At 70.0% G+C, this 16217-nt stretch carries 14 protein-coding genes; 6 read left to right on the top strand and 8 right to left on the bottom strand.

Features of this window, described 5'->3' with window-relative positions:
* The first annotated feature begins 13 nt into the window (after window positions 1-13).
* Both DTA22_RS13610 and DTA22_RS13605 read left to right on the top strand, forming a co-directional pair.
* Entirely contained in the window at window positions 14-1027 is a 1014-nt protein-coding gene (locus DTA22_RS13610; RefSeq protein WP_037226615.1) for an ROK family protein, read from the top strand.
* 130 nt (window positions 1028-1157) lie between these two features.
* Window positions 1158-1916, top strand: a complete 759-nt coding sequence (locus DTA22_RS13605; protein ID WP_037226616.1) for a lysophospholipid acyltransferase family protein — start codon at window positions 1158-1160, stop codon at window positions 1914-1916.
* Between the two features lie 13 nt (window positions 1917-1929).
* On the opposite strand, the gene DTA22_RS13600 is transcribed toward DTA22_RS13605, so the two are convergent.
* Window positions 1930-3252, bottom strand: a complete 1323-nt coding sequence (locus tag DTA22_RS13600; protein WP_112299761.1) for a glycosyltransferase 87 family protein — start codon at window positions 3250-3252, stop codon at window positions 1930-1932.
* Window positions 3253-3319: 67 nt separating this feature from the next.
* Between DTA22_RS13600 and DTA22_RS13595 the strand changes: the two genes are divergently transcribed.
* Window positions 3320-3811 (top strand): polyadenylate-specific 3'-exoribonuclease AS, encoded by a 492-nt coding sequence (locus tag DTA22_RS13595; RefSeq protein ID WP_037226619.1) that lies wholly within the window; start codon window positions 3320-3322, stop codon window positions 3809-3811.
* 42 nt (window positions 3812-3853) lie between these two features.
* Window positions 3854-5239, top strand: a complete 1386-nt coding sequence (locus DTA22_RS13590; RefSeq protein ID WP_005247669.1) for a class II 3-deoxy-7-phosphoheptulonate synthase — start codon at window positions 3854-3856, stop codon at window positions 5237-5239.
* Window positions 5240-5282: 43 nt separating this feature from the next.
* Here DTA22_RS13590 and pknB read toward each other — a convergent pair whose 3' ends face one another.
* On the bottom strand, window positions 5283-7301 hold the full coding sequence (pknB, locus tag DTA22_RS13585; RefSeq protein ID WP_245973469.1) for a Stk1 family PASTA domain-containing Ser/Thr kinase: 2019 nt from the start codon (window positions 7299-7301) through the stop codon (window positions 5283-5285).
* Window positions 7302-7411: 110 nt separating this feature from the next.
* Between pknB and DTA22_RS13580 the strand changes: the two genes are divergently transcribed.
* A complete protein-coding gene (locus DTA22_RS13580) occupies window positions 7412-7780 on the top strand; it encodes an Rv2175c family DNA-binding protein (protein ID WP_037226623.1) in 369 nt (122 codons plus the stop codon).
* A 7-nt stretch (window positions 7781-7787) separates the two neighbouring features.
* On the opposite strand, the gene DTA22_RS13575 is transcribed toward DTA22_RS13580, so the two are convergent.
* The 4 genes from DTA22_RS13575 to DTA22_RS13560 all read right to left on the bottom strand — a co-directional run bounded on the left by DTA22_RS13575 (window position 7788) and on the right by DTA22_RS13560 (window position 13195).
* Entirely contained in the window at window positions 7788-8729 is a 942-nt protein-coding gene (locus tag DTA22_RS13575) for a phytoene/squalene synthase family protein (protein ID WP_037226625.1), read from the bottom strand.
* A 7-nt stretch (window positions 8730-8736) separates the two neighbouring features.
* The gene (locus tag DTA22_RS13570; protein ID WP_037226695.1) at window positions 8737-10341 is read right to left on the bottom strand and encodes an alpha-(1->6)-mannopyranosyltransferase A; all 1605 of its coding nucleotides are present in this window, start codon (window positions 10339-10341) and stop codon (window positions 8737-8739) included.
* Between the two features lie 121 nt (window positions 10342-10462).
* Window positions 10463-12088 (bottom strand): phytoene desaturase family protein, encoded by a 1626-nt coding sequence (crtI, locus tag DTA22_RS13565; RefSeq protein WP_112299738.1) that lies wholly within the window; start codon window positions 12086-12088, stop codon window positions 10463-10465.
* A gap of 9 nt (window positions 12089-12097) precedes the next feature.
* Window positions 12098-13195: a polyprenyl synthetase family protein gene (locus DTA22_RS13560; protein ID WP_181910962.1), complete on the bottom strand. Its 1098-nt coding sequence runs from the start codon at window positions 13193-13195 to the stop codon at window positions 12098-12100.
* 147 nt (window positions 13196-13342) lie between these two features.
* Between DTA22_RS13560 and metF the strand changes: the two genes are divergently transcribed.
* Window positions 13343-14350 (top strand): methylenetetrahydrofolate reductase [NAD(P)H], encoded by a 1008-nt coding sequence (gene metF, locus DTA22_RS13555; RefSeq protein ID WP_037226629.1) that lies wholly within the window; start codon window positions 13343-13345, stop codon window positions 14348-14350.
* On the opposite strand, the gene DTA22_RS13550 is transcribed toward metF, so the two are convergent.
* Both DTA22_RS13550 and DTA22_RS13545 read right to left on the bottom strand, forming a co-directional pair.
* Window positions 14343-15503, bottom strand: coding sequence for a glycosyltransferase family 2 protein (locus tag DTA22_RS13550; protein WP_112299736.1), 1161 nt, complete (start codon window positions 15501-15503; stop codon window positions 14343-14345). The two genes, metF and DTA22_RS13550, sit on opposite strands and share 8 nt — an antisense overlap.
* Window positions 15500-16213: an LppM family (lipo)protein gene (locus DTA22_RS13545; protein ID WP_037226631.1), complete on the bottom strand. Its 714-nt coding sequence runs from the start codon at window positions 16211-16213 to the stop codon at window positions 15500-15502. The genes DTA22_RS13550 and DTA22_RS13545 overlap by 4 nt, the downstream gene beginning before the upstream one ends.
* Window positions 16214-16217 lie beyond the last annotated feature (4 nt).

The raw sequence follows: 16217 nt of genomic DNA, 5'->3' as shown, positions 1-16217 counted from the left end.
TCGGCGATCCGGCATGGGCACAATCATCTCCATGAGCACAGGCACGGGCAGCGAACGTGGCGGCAGTGCGGCGCTGACCATCGGCATCGACGTGGGTGGAACGAGCATCCGTGCGTCGGTGGTCGACTCGGCCGGCGAGGTGCTCGATTCGCTCCAGTCGCCGACCCCGGCGTCGGCGAAGGCACTCGAAAACGGCCTGGACCGCGCGGTCCGGGAGCTGTCCGCGCGGCACGAGGTCGCCGCGGTGGGGCTGGCGGTGGCCGGGTTCATCACCCCCGACCGCACGACGGTGCGGTTCGCGCCGCATCTTCCGTGGGTGGGTGCGCCCGTCGGCCGGGACCTCGGGCAGCGTCTCGGGCTGCCGGTGATCCTCGAACACGACGTGAACGCGGCGGCGTGGGCCGAGCACCGGTTCGGTGCGGCAGCGGGCGGCCGGAACGTGGTGATGCTCGCCATCGGCACGGGTATCGGGGCGGCGCTCCTCGCGGACGGTCGGCTGTACCGGGGCAGCCACGGCGTCGCACCTGAACTCGGCCACATCCAGGTGGTCCCCGACGGACGCCCGTGCGCGTGCGGCAAGCACGGCTGCTGGGAGCGGTACTGCAGCGGGACGGCCCTCGTCGACACCGCGATCGAACTTCTGGCCGCGGATCCGGCGACGTCGACCGTCCTGGCGCGGGAGGTGGCGGTCGATCCCGGTGTGCTCACGGGCCGGCGGATCGCGGGCGCGGCACAGGACGGCGATCCGCTGGCACTGGAGACCATGCGGGAGTTCGCCCGGTGGCTCGGTGTCGGCCTGGCGCTCATCGGGGACGTGTACGACCCGGATCTCGTCGTGATCGCCGGCGGGGTCGCGAGTTCCTCACCGCTGTTCATCGACGAGGCCCGCGAGCACTACGCGGCGCTGACGACGGGGGCCGGGCACCGGCCGCTGGCCCGCATCCGGCCGACCCAGCTGGGGGAGGCGGCGGGCATGATCGGAGCGGCGGAACTCGCTCGGGCCGTCCTGCCCGATCGGGTGGGTTGACGTCCGGCCCGTCGCTGTAAACCCGCAGAGTGTGATGCTGTGCGGGCCTCCCGGCCGTGTGTAGCGACCCTCACCCACCCGAAGTAGAGTCGACCCGAACGAAGCTTGGGTTGTGAACGGGAGGGACGCCATGTGGTACTGGCTCTTCAAGTACGTGTTTTTGGGGCCGGTTCTCTGGGGGCTGGGTAGGCCGACCGTGGAGGGTACGGAGAACATTCCGGCGGAGGGTGGGGCCATCTTGGCGAGTAACCATCAGGCCGTGCTGGATTCGTTCTTCCTGCCGTTGCGTGTGCCGCGGAGGATCACTTTTCTCGCCAAGAGCGAGTACTTCACCGGGACGGGACTCAAGGGCGCTTTCCAGCGCTGGTTCTTCTCGGTGGTCGGCCAGGTGCCGATCGACCGGACGGGCGCCGACGCCGCGCAGGACGCATTGAACGCCGGGTTGCGGGTCCTCTCGCAGGGCAAGCTGCTGGGCATCTACCCGGAGGGCACCCGGTCGCCCGACGGCCGCCTCTACAAGGGCAAGACGGGCCTGGCCCGCATGGCGCTCGAGTCCGGTGTGAAGGTCATCCCGGTCGCGATGATCGGAACGGAGAAGGTCAACCCGATCGGCTCCCGGGTGTGGCGTCCCTCGAAGGTGACCATCCGCGTCGGTGAGCCCATCGACTTCTCGCGTTTCGAGGGCATGGGCGGCAACCGGTTCGTCGAGCGGGCCGTCACCGACGAGGTCATGTACAAGCTGATGAAGCTGTCGGGGCAGGAATACGTCGACATCTACGCGGCCACGCTGAAGAAGAAGGCGCCCACCGCCGACGCCTCGGTGGCCGACGTGGCGCCGGCGAGCGACGCCACCACCGTCACCCGTCTGCCGGACACGCGGGCGAGCTGACCGCCGTAGCCTCTCAGCCGACGGGGACGGTGAGATCGTCGGAGGTCTCCGACCGATCGTCCTCGTCGGACTGTGAGGGGCGGGTGCGAAACGCGACGATCGCGACCAGCACCACCGCGAGTCCCCACCACACGTACGACGACGCCAGGAACTGATCCCCCAGGTTCCAGTGGGTTCCGCTCCAGCGGCCCACCCCGAGTTTCCAGTGCGCGGCGAGCCTCACGACGACGACGCCGGCCACGGCCGTGACCGCCAGGGCGACGCTCCGGCGACGGTAGGCGAGGACCCCGAGCACGAGGATCACCGGCACCGACCACACCCAGTGGTGCGACCAGGACACGGGGGAGACGAGCAGCCCGAGGACGGCGTTGAGTCCGAGCGCGAGCGCGGTCTCACCGGATCGGAGCGCCCGCACCATCGCGAGAACGACGAGTGCGAGAACCACGACGCTCAGCAGCAGCCAGATCGGGGTGCGCACCGAGTCGCTCAGGCCGAGCCGGGCCAGCACACCCGTGATGCTCTGGTTCGCCGGATATGCCGGTGTGCCGATCCGATCGGAATCGAAGAGGGTGTGCGTCCAGTAGGTGACGGAGTCGTTCCACGTCGCGATCGCGCCCACGGCGCTGAATGCGAGGAAGCTGACCGCGGTCACGACGGCGGAGCGAAAGTCCTTGCGCACCAGGAAGTACACGACGAACACGGCCGGCGTCAGCTTCACCGCCGCCGCGAGGCCGATCAGCACGCCGCGGGGCCACGCCGTCCTCTTCGGCAGGCAGTCCGCCGCGACGAGCAGCATCAGCAGAATGTTGATCTGCCCGTAGTCCAGGGTCGACGAGACGGGTTCGAGGGCCATCGACACCGCGAGCGCACCGAGGGCCGTCCACACCAGCGTGGTGCGGGGTGCGATGCCCAGCGAGTCGAGCGTGACGACGAGGACGCCGAACAGCGCGATCAACGACAACACCGTCACGACGGTCCCGGCCGTCGCCAGCGACACCGTCGACAGCGGACTGAAGACGACGGCGGCGAGCGGCGGGTACGTGAACGGCAGGAAGTTGCCCATCTGGGTGGCCGGCATCGACCCGTACAGGGTCGGTCCGTGCAGGAACACCGATCCGCCCAGACGGTAGACGTCGAGATCCAGCCGGTAGTAGCTGCCGAAATCCCGCAGGCCGGGCAGTCCGAGCAGGTTGTACGCGAATCCGACCGCGAGCCCGGCGAGGACGAGGACTCGGACGAGGAGACCTCCGACGCGGAGATGCAGAGGCACCCGCGGGGGGTCGAGCGGGTCCGCGACAGGGGCGGCGGACCGTCGACCGTCGGAGGTTGCGCGCACCGAGGCCTCCTTCACGAGGTAGGGGTGGATCCGGATGACGCCAACGGGTGAGGCATAGTTTGCGGGCGTGCGTTACTTCTACGACTGCGAGTTCATCGAGGATGGTCGCACGATCGACCTGGTGTCGATCGGGGTGGTCGCAGAGGACGGACGTGAATTCTACGCGGTGTCCACCGAGTTCGATCCCCACCGTGCGGGCAAGTGGGTGCGCAGGAACGTGCTGCCGAAGCTGCCGCAGCCGTCGTCGCCTCTCTGGAAGAGCCGCGCCCGCATTCGCGACGACCTCTACGCGTTCCTGATTCCCCGGCCCGGCATCGTCCCCGAGCTGTGGGCGTGGGTGGCCGCCTACGACCACGTCGCCCTCTGCCAGTTGTGGGGGGACATGACGGAGCTGCCGCAGTCGCTGCCCCGGTACACGCGGGAACTCCGCCAGTACTGGGAGGAGCACGGGAGCCCGACCCTCCCACCTGCACCGGATGACGCTCACGACGCCCTCGCCGACGCCCGGCACAACCTGGCGAAGTTCGAGGCAGTTCAGGCGGCGCGGTCACTGCGGTGACCTGACTCGCCATCGCTCCGGTCGAGCGAATATCCTGTATGGGTGAACTGGACTGTCGACGTGCCGATCGACCGCTTGCCCGAACTCCCGCCGCTCCCCACCGAGATGCGTGAGCGTCTCGACGCAGCGCTGGCCAAGCCCGCTGCCCAGCAGCCGCAATGGCCCGAGGGTCAGGCCGCCGCGATGCGGACCGTCCTCGAGAGCGTGCCGCCGATCACGGTGGCCAGCGAGGTCGTGGCCCTGCAGGAGAAGCTGGCCCAGGTCGCGCGCGGCGAGGCGTTCCTCCTCCAGGGCGGTGACTGCGCGGAGACGTTCGCCGACAACACCGAGCCGCACATCAAGGGCAACATCCGCACGCTGCTGCAGATGGCCGTCGTCCTGACGTACGGAGCGAGCCTGCCCGTCGTCAAGGTCGCCCGCATCGCCGGTCAGTACGCCAAGCCGCGGTCGTCGAACGTCGACGCCCTGGGCCTGCAGTCGTACCGCGGCGACATGATCAACTCCCTCGTCGCGGACGAGGCCGTGCGTGCCCACGACCCGTCGCGGCTCGTGCGGGCATACGCCAACGCCAGCGCCGCGATGAATTTGGTCCGCGCGCTCACCGGCGCGGGCATGGCCGACCTGCACAAGGTGCACGACTGGAACCGCGAATTCGTGGCGTCGTCGCCGGCCGGGGCCCGGTACGAGGCACTCGCCGCGGAGATCGACCGCGGGCTGCAGTTCATGAACGCCTGCGGCGTCACCGATCCCAGCCTCCACCACGCGCAGATCTTCGCCAGCCACGAGGCGCTCGTCCTCGACTACGAACGCGCGATGCTGCGCCTCGACAACGACGACGACCACGCCAAGCTGTACGACCTGTCCGCTCACTTCCTGTGGATCGGCGACCGCACCCGCCAGCTCGACGGAGCGCACATCGCGTTCGCCGAACTCGTGTCGAACCCGATCGGCCTGAAGATCGGACCCAGCACGACACCGGAGATGGCGGTCGAATACGTCGAGCGCCTCGACCCCACCAACAAGCCGGGTCGCCTCACCCTGATCTCGCGCATGGGCAACAACAAGGTCCGCGACCTGCTGCCGCCCATCATCGAGAAGGTCCAGGCCACCGGTCACCAGGTGATCTGGCAGTGCGACCCGATGCACGGCAACACGCACGAGGCGTCCACCGGGTACAAGACCCGCCACTTCGACCGCATCGTCGACGAGGTCCAGGGATTCTTCGAGGTCCACAACGGTCTCGGCACCTACCCGGGCGGCATCCACGTCGAGCTCACCGGTGAGAACGTCACCGAATGCCTCGGCGGCGCGCAGGACATCTCCGACCTCGACCTGTCCGGTCGCTACGAGACGGCGTGCGACCCCCGTCTCAACACCCAGCAGTCGCTGGAACTGGCGTTCCTCGTCGCGGAGATGCTGCGCGGCTGATCGCCCGCATCATTCGGACCCTCACTGCCCTGCTCCCGCGGGGTCAGGGCAGTGAGACCAGGGTGACCGTGCTTCCGGGCTTCACGAGGTCGCCGCTGCCCGGGTTCTGGCTGATGACGAACGACCTGTCCGTGTCGGTCACCGAACGCACCTTCACGTCGAGTCCGAGGCGGCTCAGCTCGTCGCGCGCGGAGCCGACCGTCCGGCCCAGCATCGACGGAACTCGGACCGCATTCGACACACTCAACGTCACGCTCGTGCCCGCATTGACGCTGGTGCCTGCCTTCGGGCTGGTGGCGATCGCGTCTCCGGCGGCGACAGTGCGGTCGAAGTCCGTCGTGACGTCCTGCACGACGATGCCCACCGCCTCGAGTGAGGTGCGCGCCTCGCCCTCCGACATGCCCTTCACGTCGGGAACGTCTACCGGCGGTGCACCTTTGCTGACGATCAGTTTGACCGTGGAACCGGTCGCGAGCTCGGTGCCCGGAGCCGGGTCGAGTGCGGCCACCGCACCGATCGGGACCTTCGCGCTGAACGCCTGACCGCCGTCGACCGGGGTGAACGTGCGGTTCCGCAGTTCCTGTTCGATTCCGGCGCGCTCACCGCCCGCGGGTAGGGGCGGGACGGTCGGTCTCCCGAGGGAGACGAGGAGGGCCACCGTGCCGTCGCGGGAGATCCGCGAGCCGCCGGTGGGATCGGTGCCCAGCACCGTGTCGAGCGCCGCCGTGTCGGAGTACTTCCCCCGGATCTCCGCCGACAGACCGGCCGCTTCGATCGCCGTCACCGCCGCACCGCGATCGAGACCGTCGGTGGTCGGGACCGCGGTGAACCGGCCCGAACCCATCCACCAGCCACCGAAACCGACCGCCAGCGCGAGCATCAGGATCACGAGCAGCCACACGATCGTGGTCCGGCGCGACCGCTGCCGTTCGGCGGCGAAGTCGGGGTAGTGATAGCCGTCGTCGGGCTCGTCCTCCGCCGCGAACGACGGTTCGTCGATCGGCGGGCGTGGAGTCTGGGTGGTGACGACCCGCGTGTGCTGGACACCGGGCTGCGCAGGCAGCGGGCTGGGCGGCGACAGCGGAGCAGCGGGGGGAAGGTGCACCGTGGGCGGTGCGACGGGCCCCGGCGGCGCGCCCAGGGGCGGCGCGCTCGCGGCGGCCGCGGCGCTGAGGTGCTGCGCCGAGCGTCGCGGGGCGGGCACCCGATACGCGGGCAGGTCGAGCGCCGCCGCGATGCCACGCAGGGCCGAGCCCATCTGCTCGGCGTTGGCGAAGCGGTGCGACGGTTCCCGGTGGGTGGCCTCCGCGACGAGTTCGTCGAACTCGGGCGGCACGCCCGCGATGAACGAACCCGGCCTCGGCACGTCCTGGTTGATCCGCTGATACGCGACGGACAACGACGTGTCCCCGGTGAACGGTGTCCGTCCGGTGAGGAGTTCGAACAGCAGGACACCCGTGGAGTAGACGTCGCTGCGGGTGTCCGCGATCCCGGACGTCACCTGCTCCGGCGACAGGTACGCCGCCGTGCCCAGAATCACACTGTTCGAGGTGGTGGTCGACGCGGCGGCGGCCCGCACCAGACCGAAGTCGGCGATCTTCACCTCACCGCCGTCGGAGATCAGGATGTTCTCGGGTTTGACGTCGCGGTGCACGAGACCGGCCCGGTGAGCGACGGCGAGCGCGTCGAGAACCGGGCCCGCGACCGCGGCCACCGCGTGCGGAGGCATGGGCCCGCGTTCCCGCAGCAGTTCGCGGAGCGTTCCGCCGTCGACGAGTTCCATCACCAGGAACGCGTGCTCGCGGTCGTGCCCCTGGTCGTAGACCGCGACCAGCGACGGGTGCTTGAGGCGCGCGACCGATCGGGCCTCGAATTCGAACCGGGTGACGAACGCCGGGTCGGCCGCGAACTGCGGATCCATCACCTTGATGGCCACCGGACGGTCGAGGCGGGTGTCGAGCCCCCTGTAGACGGTGGACATGCCGCCACGCGCGATCGTGGCATCCACCCGATAGCGCCGGTCGAGCAGCTCGCCGATCAAACGTTGACCTCCATCGTGCACAGTGTCCGTTCCCCCGTCAGTGCGCGCAGCCCGGCGACGCGCCCCTCAATCGTAGCCAGCGACACCGACCGGTAGCGCCACGCCGGAAGCGACCAGATAACGTTAGGGGAGTGAGTGCCATCCCTTACTGTGACGATGTCCTGGACCCTTCCGTCTCGCTCCTCCAGTTGGTGGACGTCGCGAAGAACCTCGGTGTGGCCGTCACCCGTGTGCAGCAGCTTCTGCGCGATCAGCAGTTGATCGCCGTCCGACGCGACGGCGTCCTCGGCGTTCCCGAACTCTTCTTCGACGAGACCGGCGAGACCGTCAAATGGCTGCCCGGTCTCATCGCGGTGCTGCACGACGGCGGATTCAAGGACGAGGAAATCCTGCAGTGGCTGTTCCGTGAGGACGACAGCCTGCCCGGTACACCCGTCCAGGCCCTGCACGGCGACCTCGCCCGCGAAGTGATCCGCCGCGCTCAGGCGATGGGATTCTGATCGTCGCTCACCGCACCCGGCCACGGGCAGGCACCGCGAGCCGGGCGAACTGAGGCAGCGCCGTCGCCCACCGGTTTCTCCGGGACACGGTGGCGCGCCGGTCCAGAACCCGGTAACCGCCTCGCTCGATCTCGTCGAGAATGCGGGAATACAGCACGAACGCGGTCCGGATGCCCGGTTGCACCCGTCGGTCCAGCATCGCGATGCCCGGTTCCGCCTCCCGGTACACCGACCGGGTGACCGAGATCAGATGGGCGAGAGCCCGCACGATCCGCCGGTCCGTCGTGCCGCTGCGGCGACTGTGCGCGAGAAGTTCGGTGTCGACGCCGAACGCGCCCAGTTCGTCAGCCGGGAGATAGACCCGGCCCCGATCCAGGTCCTCGCCGACGTCGCGAAGAAAATTGGTCAGCTGGAACGCCTCACCGAGAGCCGCAGCGTGCGGTTCGGCATCGGCGAGGGGCCCCGTGGTTCCGAGGACCGGCAGCATCTGCAACCCGATCACGACGGCCGATCCGTACATGTACTTCCGGAGCTCGGTCATGGTGTCGTACTCGGCCCGATGCTCCGCAGTCCCCGGAACATCCATCCGCATGGACTGCAGGAACGCGAAGAAGTAGTCGTGCGGGATGTCGAAGGACGCCACGGTGTCGAGAAACGCGGGAAGAACCCGGCGCATCTCCGGTGCGCACGCATCCGGCCCGACCGCGGTCCGGCAGGTGAAGCCGAGACGCAGTGCCGCGTCGATCCGATCGAGTTCGGCAGCGCAGTCGCCGGCCGTCCGACCGGGATCGACGTCCACGATGTCGTCGACCGTCCGGGCGAACCCGTAGAGGGAATGCACGGCGGCCCGGCGGCGCTCGGGAAGCAGCCGGGTCGCGAGATGATAGGTGCGACCGTGCTCCGCCGTCACCGCGCCGCAATACCGGTAACTGTCGGCCAGCTCGGTCATCGACCGGTCATTCGACGCGGGGCGACGTCGCAGCACCTGCGAGGTCGGAGGTGCGCTCTTCCTCGACGGGCCGGGGTGTCCGCAGCCGCAGCGGGTCGACCGTGCGGAGCGATACGGCCGCGACGACCGCGGCGAACGTCGCGAGCACGACGTGCGGGAACGTGTAGAGGCCGATCGACCCGTCGGGCTGGAAGACCAGCATCAACCAGGTGGACAGCCCGACGAGGATCATCAGGGTCCGCGTCGACAACGCGAAACCGGCGGCGATCGCGATCGGCCACGAGTAGTACCAGGGCAGCGCCGCGGGCGACAGAATTACGATCGCGACCAGGACGATGAGGATTCCGAGAATCGCGTCACGCTCGGTCTTCCGGTAGCGCCACCAGGCCGCCAGCACGATCGCGACCAGCGCAACGGCGCAGATCGGGCGGGTGACGGCCAGCACCTCACCCAGCCGCAGCTCCGCGAACCACGACGTTCCGACCGTCACGATGTGGGCGAGGATCGTCGGCAGCGACAACCAGTTGATGATCTTGTTCGACCCGGACAGCGCGGTCATCCAGCCGAGCCCGACACCGGCGACGGCGGACGCGGCCGCGAAGATGGCCACGAACACGGCGAATCCCGCGCCCGCGGTCTTCGCGAACGACGCGAGCGGAGACGCGGGTGTGCGCCCTTCCGCCTCGGCCTTCTCCTTCTCGTGGAGCATCCAGATCCACACCATGAAGGGCAGCGCGGCGCCGGCGGTCGCCTTGATCGCGACCGCGACCGCGACGAGGGCGATCCCGGCGAGATGGCGGCGTTCGAGGACGAGCGCGATGCCGGCGATCATCAGGCCGACCATCAGCAGTTCGTTGTGGACACCGCCGATGAGGTGGACGAGGACCAGCGGGTTGAGCACGGCGAGCCACAGGGCGATCGCCGGATTGCCGCCGAGGTGCCGCGCGAGGTGCGGCACGCCCCACACCATCAGCGCGAGTCCGGGCAGCATCGTCACGCGCAGAAGCATCGTCCCGGCGATCACGTTGTCGCCGGTCAGCCCGGTGATCCCCTGACTGAGGAGCAGGAACAGCGGACCGTACGGCGCGGTGGTGGTGGTCCACACGTTGCTGACGTTGTCGAGGAGGACTCCCGGGTTGACCACCGGCCCGACGGCGTAGGGGTCGAACCCGTCACGCAGGAGCGCACCCTGCGCCAGGTAGGAGTAGGCGTCCCGGCTGAACATCGGCACGGCCAGCAGCAGCGGCGCCGTCCACACCGGCACGACCATCCGCAACTGCCTGAGGGTGACGTCGCCGCCGAGCGTGGCGCGGCCCAGCCGCACCCAGGCCGTGATCATGGCGACGACACCCACCCAGACGATGACCGTCGACAGGATCTGACCGTGACCGAACCGGAGCCACGACAGGTGCATCGCCTCGAGGAGCGGGTCCTCGCGGCGGACGCTGCCCGCACCGAAACCACCGAACGTGATCATCACGGCACCCGCGAAACCGAGGATGGCGGCGTGCCCCTCCGGGCTGCGGAGGAAGTCGGCCGTGGTCTGGGGCCACGACCGCTGCGGCGTGGTCGTCGCAGCGGCGACGGTCGCCTGCGGGGCAGAGGACGTCATGAGTGCAGATTCCTCCCCCGAGGTGAGTTCGGTTGCGGTCGGTGCGCTCGTCGTCGTGCGCATCGCATGGTCGAGGACCCAGTTTAATTGCTCCCGGCACCAGTTCCCGCCACGCCTCGCCCTATCCTCCCGCACTTGATGCTTCCGTGTGTCTTTCCGCACTTCGTGCCGCGGTGGGTCTTTCCGCACTTCGTGCCGTGGTGGGCCCGGTGATGCGGGCGGCCGCGAGCTTCCCCGACAGCAGGACGGTCGGAACTCCGACGCCGGGGACGGTGCCGGAACCGGCGAGCACCGCGTTGTCCAGGCCCCTGACCAGGTTGGGGCGCCGGAACGGTCCGGTCTGCCGGAACACGTGCGCCGCCGCGAACGGACTGCCCGCGGCCATGCCCTTGCCGAGCCACGTGAGGGGGGTGTCGACGTGGTCGATCGTGAAATGTTCCGCGATGCCGCTGTACCCGCGCGTCTCGAGTTCGCGCAGCAGTTCGTTCACGTACGGGCCGGTCAGCGAGGACCACTCCAGCGGTGCGCTGTGCAGGTTCGGGCAGGGCGCCAGCACCGACAGCGGTTCCGAGGGAGTGCCCGCGCGGTCCACGACCAGGCCCGGATCCGACAGGGCGGGCCGGGTGATCAGCAGCGACGGGTCCGTCATCAGCCGTCCGCGCCCCGCGCGAGCGGTGATCTCCGCGAACGTCCGCTTCCACGCGTGACCGAAGTCGATGGTGTGGTGCCGTTGGGCGGCCCACTGCGACGCGACCGCGGAGGGGACGGTCCCGTGCAGGACCACGGCGGACGGCGACACTCGCACCCGGCGGGGGGTCCGGCGTGTCACCGGGCGGAGCAGTGCGTCGACGACGGCCGTGTCCGGGGTGAGTACCAGCGCGTCGCAGTCGATGCGCTCACCCGCCGCCGTGACGACGGTGCCGACGCGGTCGCCGTTTCGCTCGAGTGCCGCGACCTCGGTGTCGAACCGGATCTCGCCGCCCGCGGTGGTGAGGGCGTCGGCGAGGGCGAGCGCGATCGAGCGCATCCCGCCCTGGGGGAAGTAGACGCCGAGCGAGGTGTCCATGTGGGCGATCGCGCCGTACACCGCGAGGGCCTCGGCGGGAGCGACCCCGGCGTACAGGGCCTGGAACGTGAAGATCCGGCGGAGTCTCGGATCGGTGATCGTGCGGTCGACCCGGGCGCCGAGCCGGCCGAACCCGCCCAGGGCGGTGAGCGTCAGCAGATCCCGCGCGGCCGCGGGGGACGAGACGAGATCCAGCGGGGAGTCGAAGTTCGCGTCCATGAAGCGGTGGTATTCGGCGTCGAAGATCCGGCCCAGCCAGCGCCGCAGTCGCAGGTACCTGGCCGACTCCTCCGGCCCGCACACCCGGCTGACCTCGGCGACCATCGCGTCGGGGTCGGAATGGACGTCCAGCGAGGAACCGTCGGCGAACCGCGCGTGATACGCCGGTGCCAGCCGTTCCAGGACGAGCGGCGGCCGGGTGGACGCGAAATCCGCGCCGACGGCGGCGAGGGCCTCGCCCACCAGTTCGGGCATCGTGAGGACGGTGGCACCGTTGTCGATGTCGTAGCCGGGACCACGGTAGGTGCCCACCCGGCCGCCCGGTGACGACTCCCGTTCGAGGACGGTGACCCGCCTGCCTGATCCGGCGAGGTGCAGTGCGGCCGAGAGGCCGGCGAGGCCGGCACCGACGATGACGACGTGATCGGTGCGGCCGGAAACCGTCCGGAGCGCGCGGGCCATCCCGGACCCTCAGTAGTCGCGGCGCGTCGCGGCGACGGCCATCTCGGTGAGCTGCTGCTTCGCCTCGGCGGTGGCGGTGCTCGCCGCCAGCGTCGACAGCGCGTTCCCGACGAGGTCCTCGATCTGCTTCTCCACGTCCGCGACCGCGCCGAGTGAGGTGATCGTGGTCCGGAGGGTGTCCACGTCCGAATCGGACAGATCGGTGCCGATGCCCTCGCGGAGGAGTCGGGCCGCCGCGGGGTCGTCGGCGTCGGCGCGCTGCAGCGACATCGCGAACAGGACGGTACGCTTGCCCGCCCGCAGGTCGTCGCCGGAGGGCTTGCCCGTCACGGCCGGATCCCCGAACACGCCCAGCAGGTCGTCGCGGAGCTGGAAGGCGATACCGATGTCGGTGCCGAATCGGCGGTACGCCGACACCAGGGTCTCGTCGGCGCCTGCGAGCGCCGCACCGAGGTGCAGGGGCCGCTCGATGGTGTAGGCCGCGGTCTTGTACCGATTCACCTTCATGGCGGCGTCGATCGATTCGTCCGCCCGGGCCTCGTTGCTGATGTCGAGGAACTGTCCGCCGAGCACCTCGGTGCGCATCGCGGACCAGACGGGCGAGATGCGGGCCGACGCCTCCGGGGTGATGCCCGACTCACGGATCATGTCGTCGGCCCAGGCCAGCGCGAGATCGCCGAGGAGGATCGCGACGCCCTCGCCGAAGTGAGCGGAATCACCGCTCCACGCCCCGGCGCGATGCTGTTCCGCGAACTCCACGTGGACGGTGGGGAACCCGCGGCGCGTCGTGGAGGCATCGATGATGTCGTCGTGAACGAGCGCACAGGCCTGAACCAGTTCCAGCGCGGAGCAGGCGCGGAGCACGGGTCCGGCGTCCGGGCCGCGAGCGTCGCCGCCCGCCCCGAGCCAGCCGGTCCAGGCGAAGGCCGGCCGGACCCGCTTGCCTCCGCGCAGGACGAAGTCTTCGAGGGTGGTCACGGCCTCGCGGTAACCACCGCCCACGGAGTCGACGAGGTCCTGCCGGCTGGTGAAGAAGTCGCGAAGCGCATTTTCGACCTCGGCCGCGAGGGCGGCGGGGCGCGTTCCAACGGACAGTGTTGCCTCCAGGATCGAATTCTCGCGTGCGCGCCGAGACCGGCGACAGGCGTCGACACCACCATAGTGGGCGCTCTCCCGGGTGGCCGGATACCCGGATCCCGCCGCCCGTGCAGACGCAGTGGGTGCATTGCCCCGGGCACTACCTATGCTGGATGCGTGACATTCGATTCCGTCAGGGGGCGGGCCAGCGAAGGTTGGGTGACCCGCACTCCGTCCATCGTCGACCGGATCCGGTCGTCCAGCGACGGCCGGGTCCCCTTTTCCGTCGAGTTCTCGCCGCCGCGTGACGAGGCCGCCGAGGCTCGGCTGTGGCGTGCCGTCCGGGAGTTCGAGCGGCTGGGTCCGGCCTTCGTGTCCATGACCTACGGTGCGGGCGGCTCGACGCGGGACCGTACGGTCCGCGTCACCGGCCAGCTCGCCGAGGAGACCACCCTCCTGCCGGTCGCGCACCTCACGGCCGTGTCGCACAGCGTCGACGAACTGCGGTCGATGGTCGGCGCCTACGCCGACCGCGGAATCAGCAACATCCTGGTCCTGCGCGGCGACCCGCCCGGCGACCCGCTGGGCGAATGGGAGAAGCATCCGGACGGCGTCGAGTACGCCGAGGAACTCGTCCGGCTCGTCCGCGACCTCGGCGACTTCCATGTCGGCGTCGCGTCGTTCCCGGAGGGCCACTACCGCGCGCCCGATCTCGCGCACGACACCCGGTACCTGGTGTCGAAGCTGCGGGCCGGCGCCGAGTACTCGATCACCCAGATGTTCTTCGACGTCGACGACTACCTGCGGCTGCGCGACCGCGTGTCGGCGTACGACCCCGAACAGGGCGCCAAGCCGATCATTCCGGAGATCATGCCGATCACGTCGCTGCGGTCGGTCCGCCGCGTGCTCGAACTGTCGGGGTCGAGTCTCCCGGCGCACCTCGAGAAGCGTCTGGCCACGGCCGCCGGGGACGGTCCCGAGGAGAACCGCGCCGCCGTGCGCGAGATCGGCATCGACGTCGCCACCGAGATGAGTGAACGACTCATCGCGGAGGGTGCACCCGGCCTGCACTTCATCACGCTCAACTTCGCGCGCGCCACCAGCGAGGTCCTGGCCCGGCTCGGCGACAAGGTCGGTTCGGGTGTGGCGGATCCCGCCCCGGTCACCTCGGCGCGGGTCAGCTGAGCGTCCGCCCCTTCCACCGGGTGCGCCCGCGGCGGCGATTGCGGTGTGACGACACCGTCAGTGCCGTCACCGCGGCGACGGACAGCGGATGCACGACCGCACCGGCCACGTCGGCGACGGTGAGTCGGTCACCACGTTCGAGTGCCCGAGCGCACAGACGGGACGTCGTGGCCGCGAGATACCCCACCGCACCCCACCGGCGCACGCGTCCCCGTCCGGCCGCGAACGCGACCGGCGGCACGGCGAACGCCACACTTGCCGCACCGAGAACCGCCACGGTACCGAGGCGGGAGCCGAATGCCGTCCACAGCCAGCGGTCGTAACCGCGGCGCAGCGCATCGGCGTCCTCGTACATCCGGCACGACGCCGACCGGCCCGCCACGACCAGTGTGGTCGCGTGACCGCGCGTACGGAGCAGGCGCGCGATGTCGAGGTCCTCGGTCAGGCTGTCCGCGACGGCCCGGTGACCCCCGACGCCGAGGTACGCGACGGAGTCGAAGACCATGAACTGCCCGCACGCCACGGCCGTCGACGGGCGCCGCGACCGGTTGGCCGCGCCGACGGGCAGTGTCGCCGCCCACGACCACGCGAGCAGCGGCTGCACCAGGACCTCCGTCAGCGACCCCGTCTGCTGGAACGGCCACGGGCAGACCAGCGCCGCTTCGGACTCGCGCAGCGCGGCGCAGGCGGCGTTCAGTGCGCCCGGACGCAACCGCACATCGGCGTCGAGGAACACGAGTATCCCGCCGTCACCGCGGCCCTGTGCGAAGGCGTGCTCACTCACCCGATGGCAGGCCGCGGGTTTGCCCACCCAGCCCGGCGGCGGTTCCGCGGTTCCCCGCACCACGGAGAAGCGGGAGTCCGCGCCACACGCGGCTTCGGCGACGTCGGCCGTCCCGTCCGCGGAGGCGTCGTCGTAAACGAACACCCGCAGATCGTCGACGCCCCGCTGTTCTCGCAGTTCGTCGATCAGGTTCGGCAACCGGTCACGCTCGTCCCGGGCCGGAATGCACACCGTGACCGGTTCGGTGATCGGGCGGGCCGCCGTGGGGAGCCGCGGGGCGCGGCACAGGTTGGCGACGGTGGTGGCGAGACCGAGAACCGAGATCAGGGAGCCGATCCGGACGACCCGCTCGATCGGCGGAGAGGTCACACCTCCGAGCGGTCCCGTCCGCGACCGCTGCCGATCACCGGATCTTTGTTGCGGGCCATCCAGGCCAGCGCACCGACGATCACGGCGACACCCAGCGTCACGCCGGCCATGATGCCCGCCCAGCCCGCGAAGCTGCGGGTGCTCGGGTCCGAGTAGCGCACCTCGGCGCGGATCGTCGAGGTGTCGCCGGCGGGAAGTTTCCACGACACGATGGAGTCGCCCTCGCGGGTGCCGTTGGTGGTGGCGACCCGCGCCGGGAAGGCGATCGTGAACTGCACGTCCGTGCCCTGGGCGGGCACCGAGCTGAGATCGGCCTTCCCGTCGAGGGTCACGAGATCGCCGGTCCGCTGGAGCGAGATCTGGAAACTTCCGTTCGCCTGCTCCGACATGGTGCCGAGCTGTTGCACGTCGCCGAACGTGAGGTCGCTGAAGAACGCCTGGCTGCCGACGTACCCGTCCTTCTTGTACTCCTGGACGCGCACCTTGCCCGACAGCGAGTCGGGCGGAGTGAGTTGCGGGCCCTTGTCCTGATCGTTCGCCGGCACGGCGGCGGCCACGATCTGGCCGGACACCCGGTCGTCGGCGGACACACCCATCGACACCTGAACCCGCAGGCATCCCGCGAGGAGGGGCACGAGGAGGAGGCCGAGGGCCGCGAGGGACAAAGCCCTCCGCGAGCGGGTCGAGGTCGGAACTGAGGGCGGCTGCACAGTC

It is taken from the genome of Rhodococcus wratislaviensis, assembly GCF_900455735.1.
GTDB classification, from domain to species: domain Bacteria; phylum Actinomycetota; class Actinomycetes; order Mycobacteriales; family Mycobacteriaceae; genus Rhodococcus_F; species Rhodococcus_F wratislaviensis.
Note: the sequence above shows the minus strand (reverse complement) of the source record. Positions and strands in the feature narration are given on the sequence as shown.

Excerpts from the sequence above, each read along its gene's own strand:
- DTA22_RS13610 (WP_037226615.1), top strand. The coding sequence starts at position 14 with ATGGGCACAATCATCTCCATGAGCACAGGCACGGGCAGCGAACGTGGC.
- DTA22_RS13605 (WP_037226616.1), top strand. The coding sequence starts at position 1,158 with ATGTGGTACTGGCTCTTCAAGTACGTGTTTTTGGGGCCGGTTCTCTGG.
- DTA22_RS13575 (WP_037226625.1), bottom strand. The coding sequence starts at position 8,729 with ATGACCGAGCTGGCCGACAGTTACCGGTATTGCGGCGCGGTGACGGCG.
- DTA22_RS13570 (WP_037226695.1), bottom strand. The coding sequence starts at position 10,341 with ATGACGTCCTCTGCCCCGCAGGCGACCGTCGCCGCTGCGACGACCACG.
- crtI (WP_112299738.1), bottom strand. The coding sequence starts at position 12,088 with ATGGCCCGCGCGCTCCGGACGGTTTCCGGCCGCACCGATCACGTCGTC.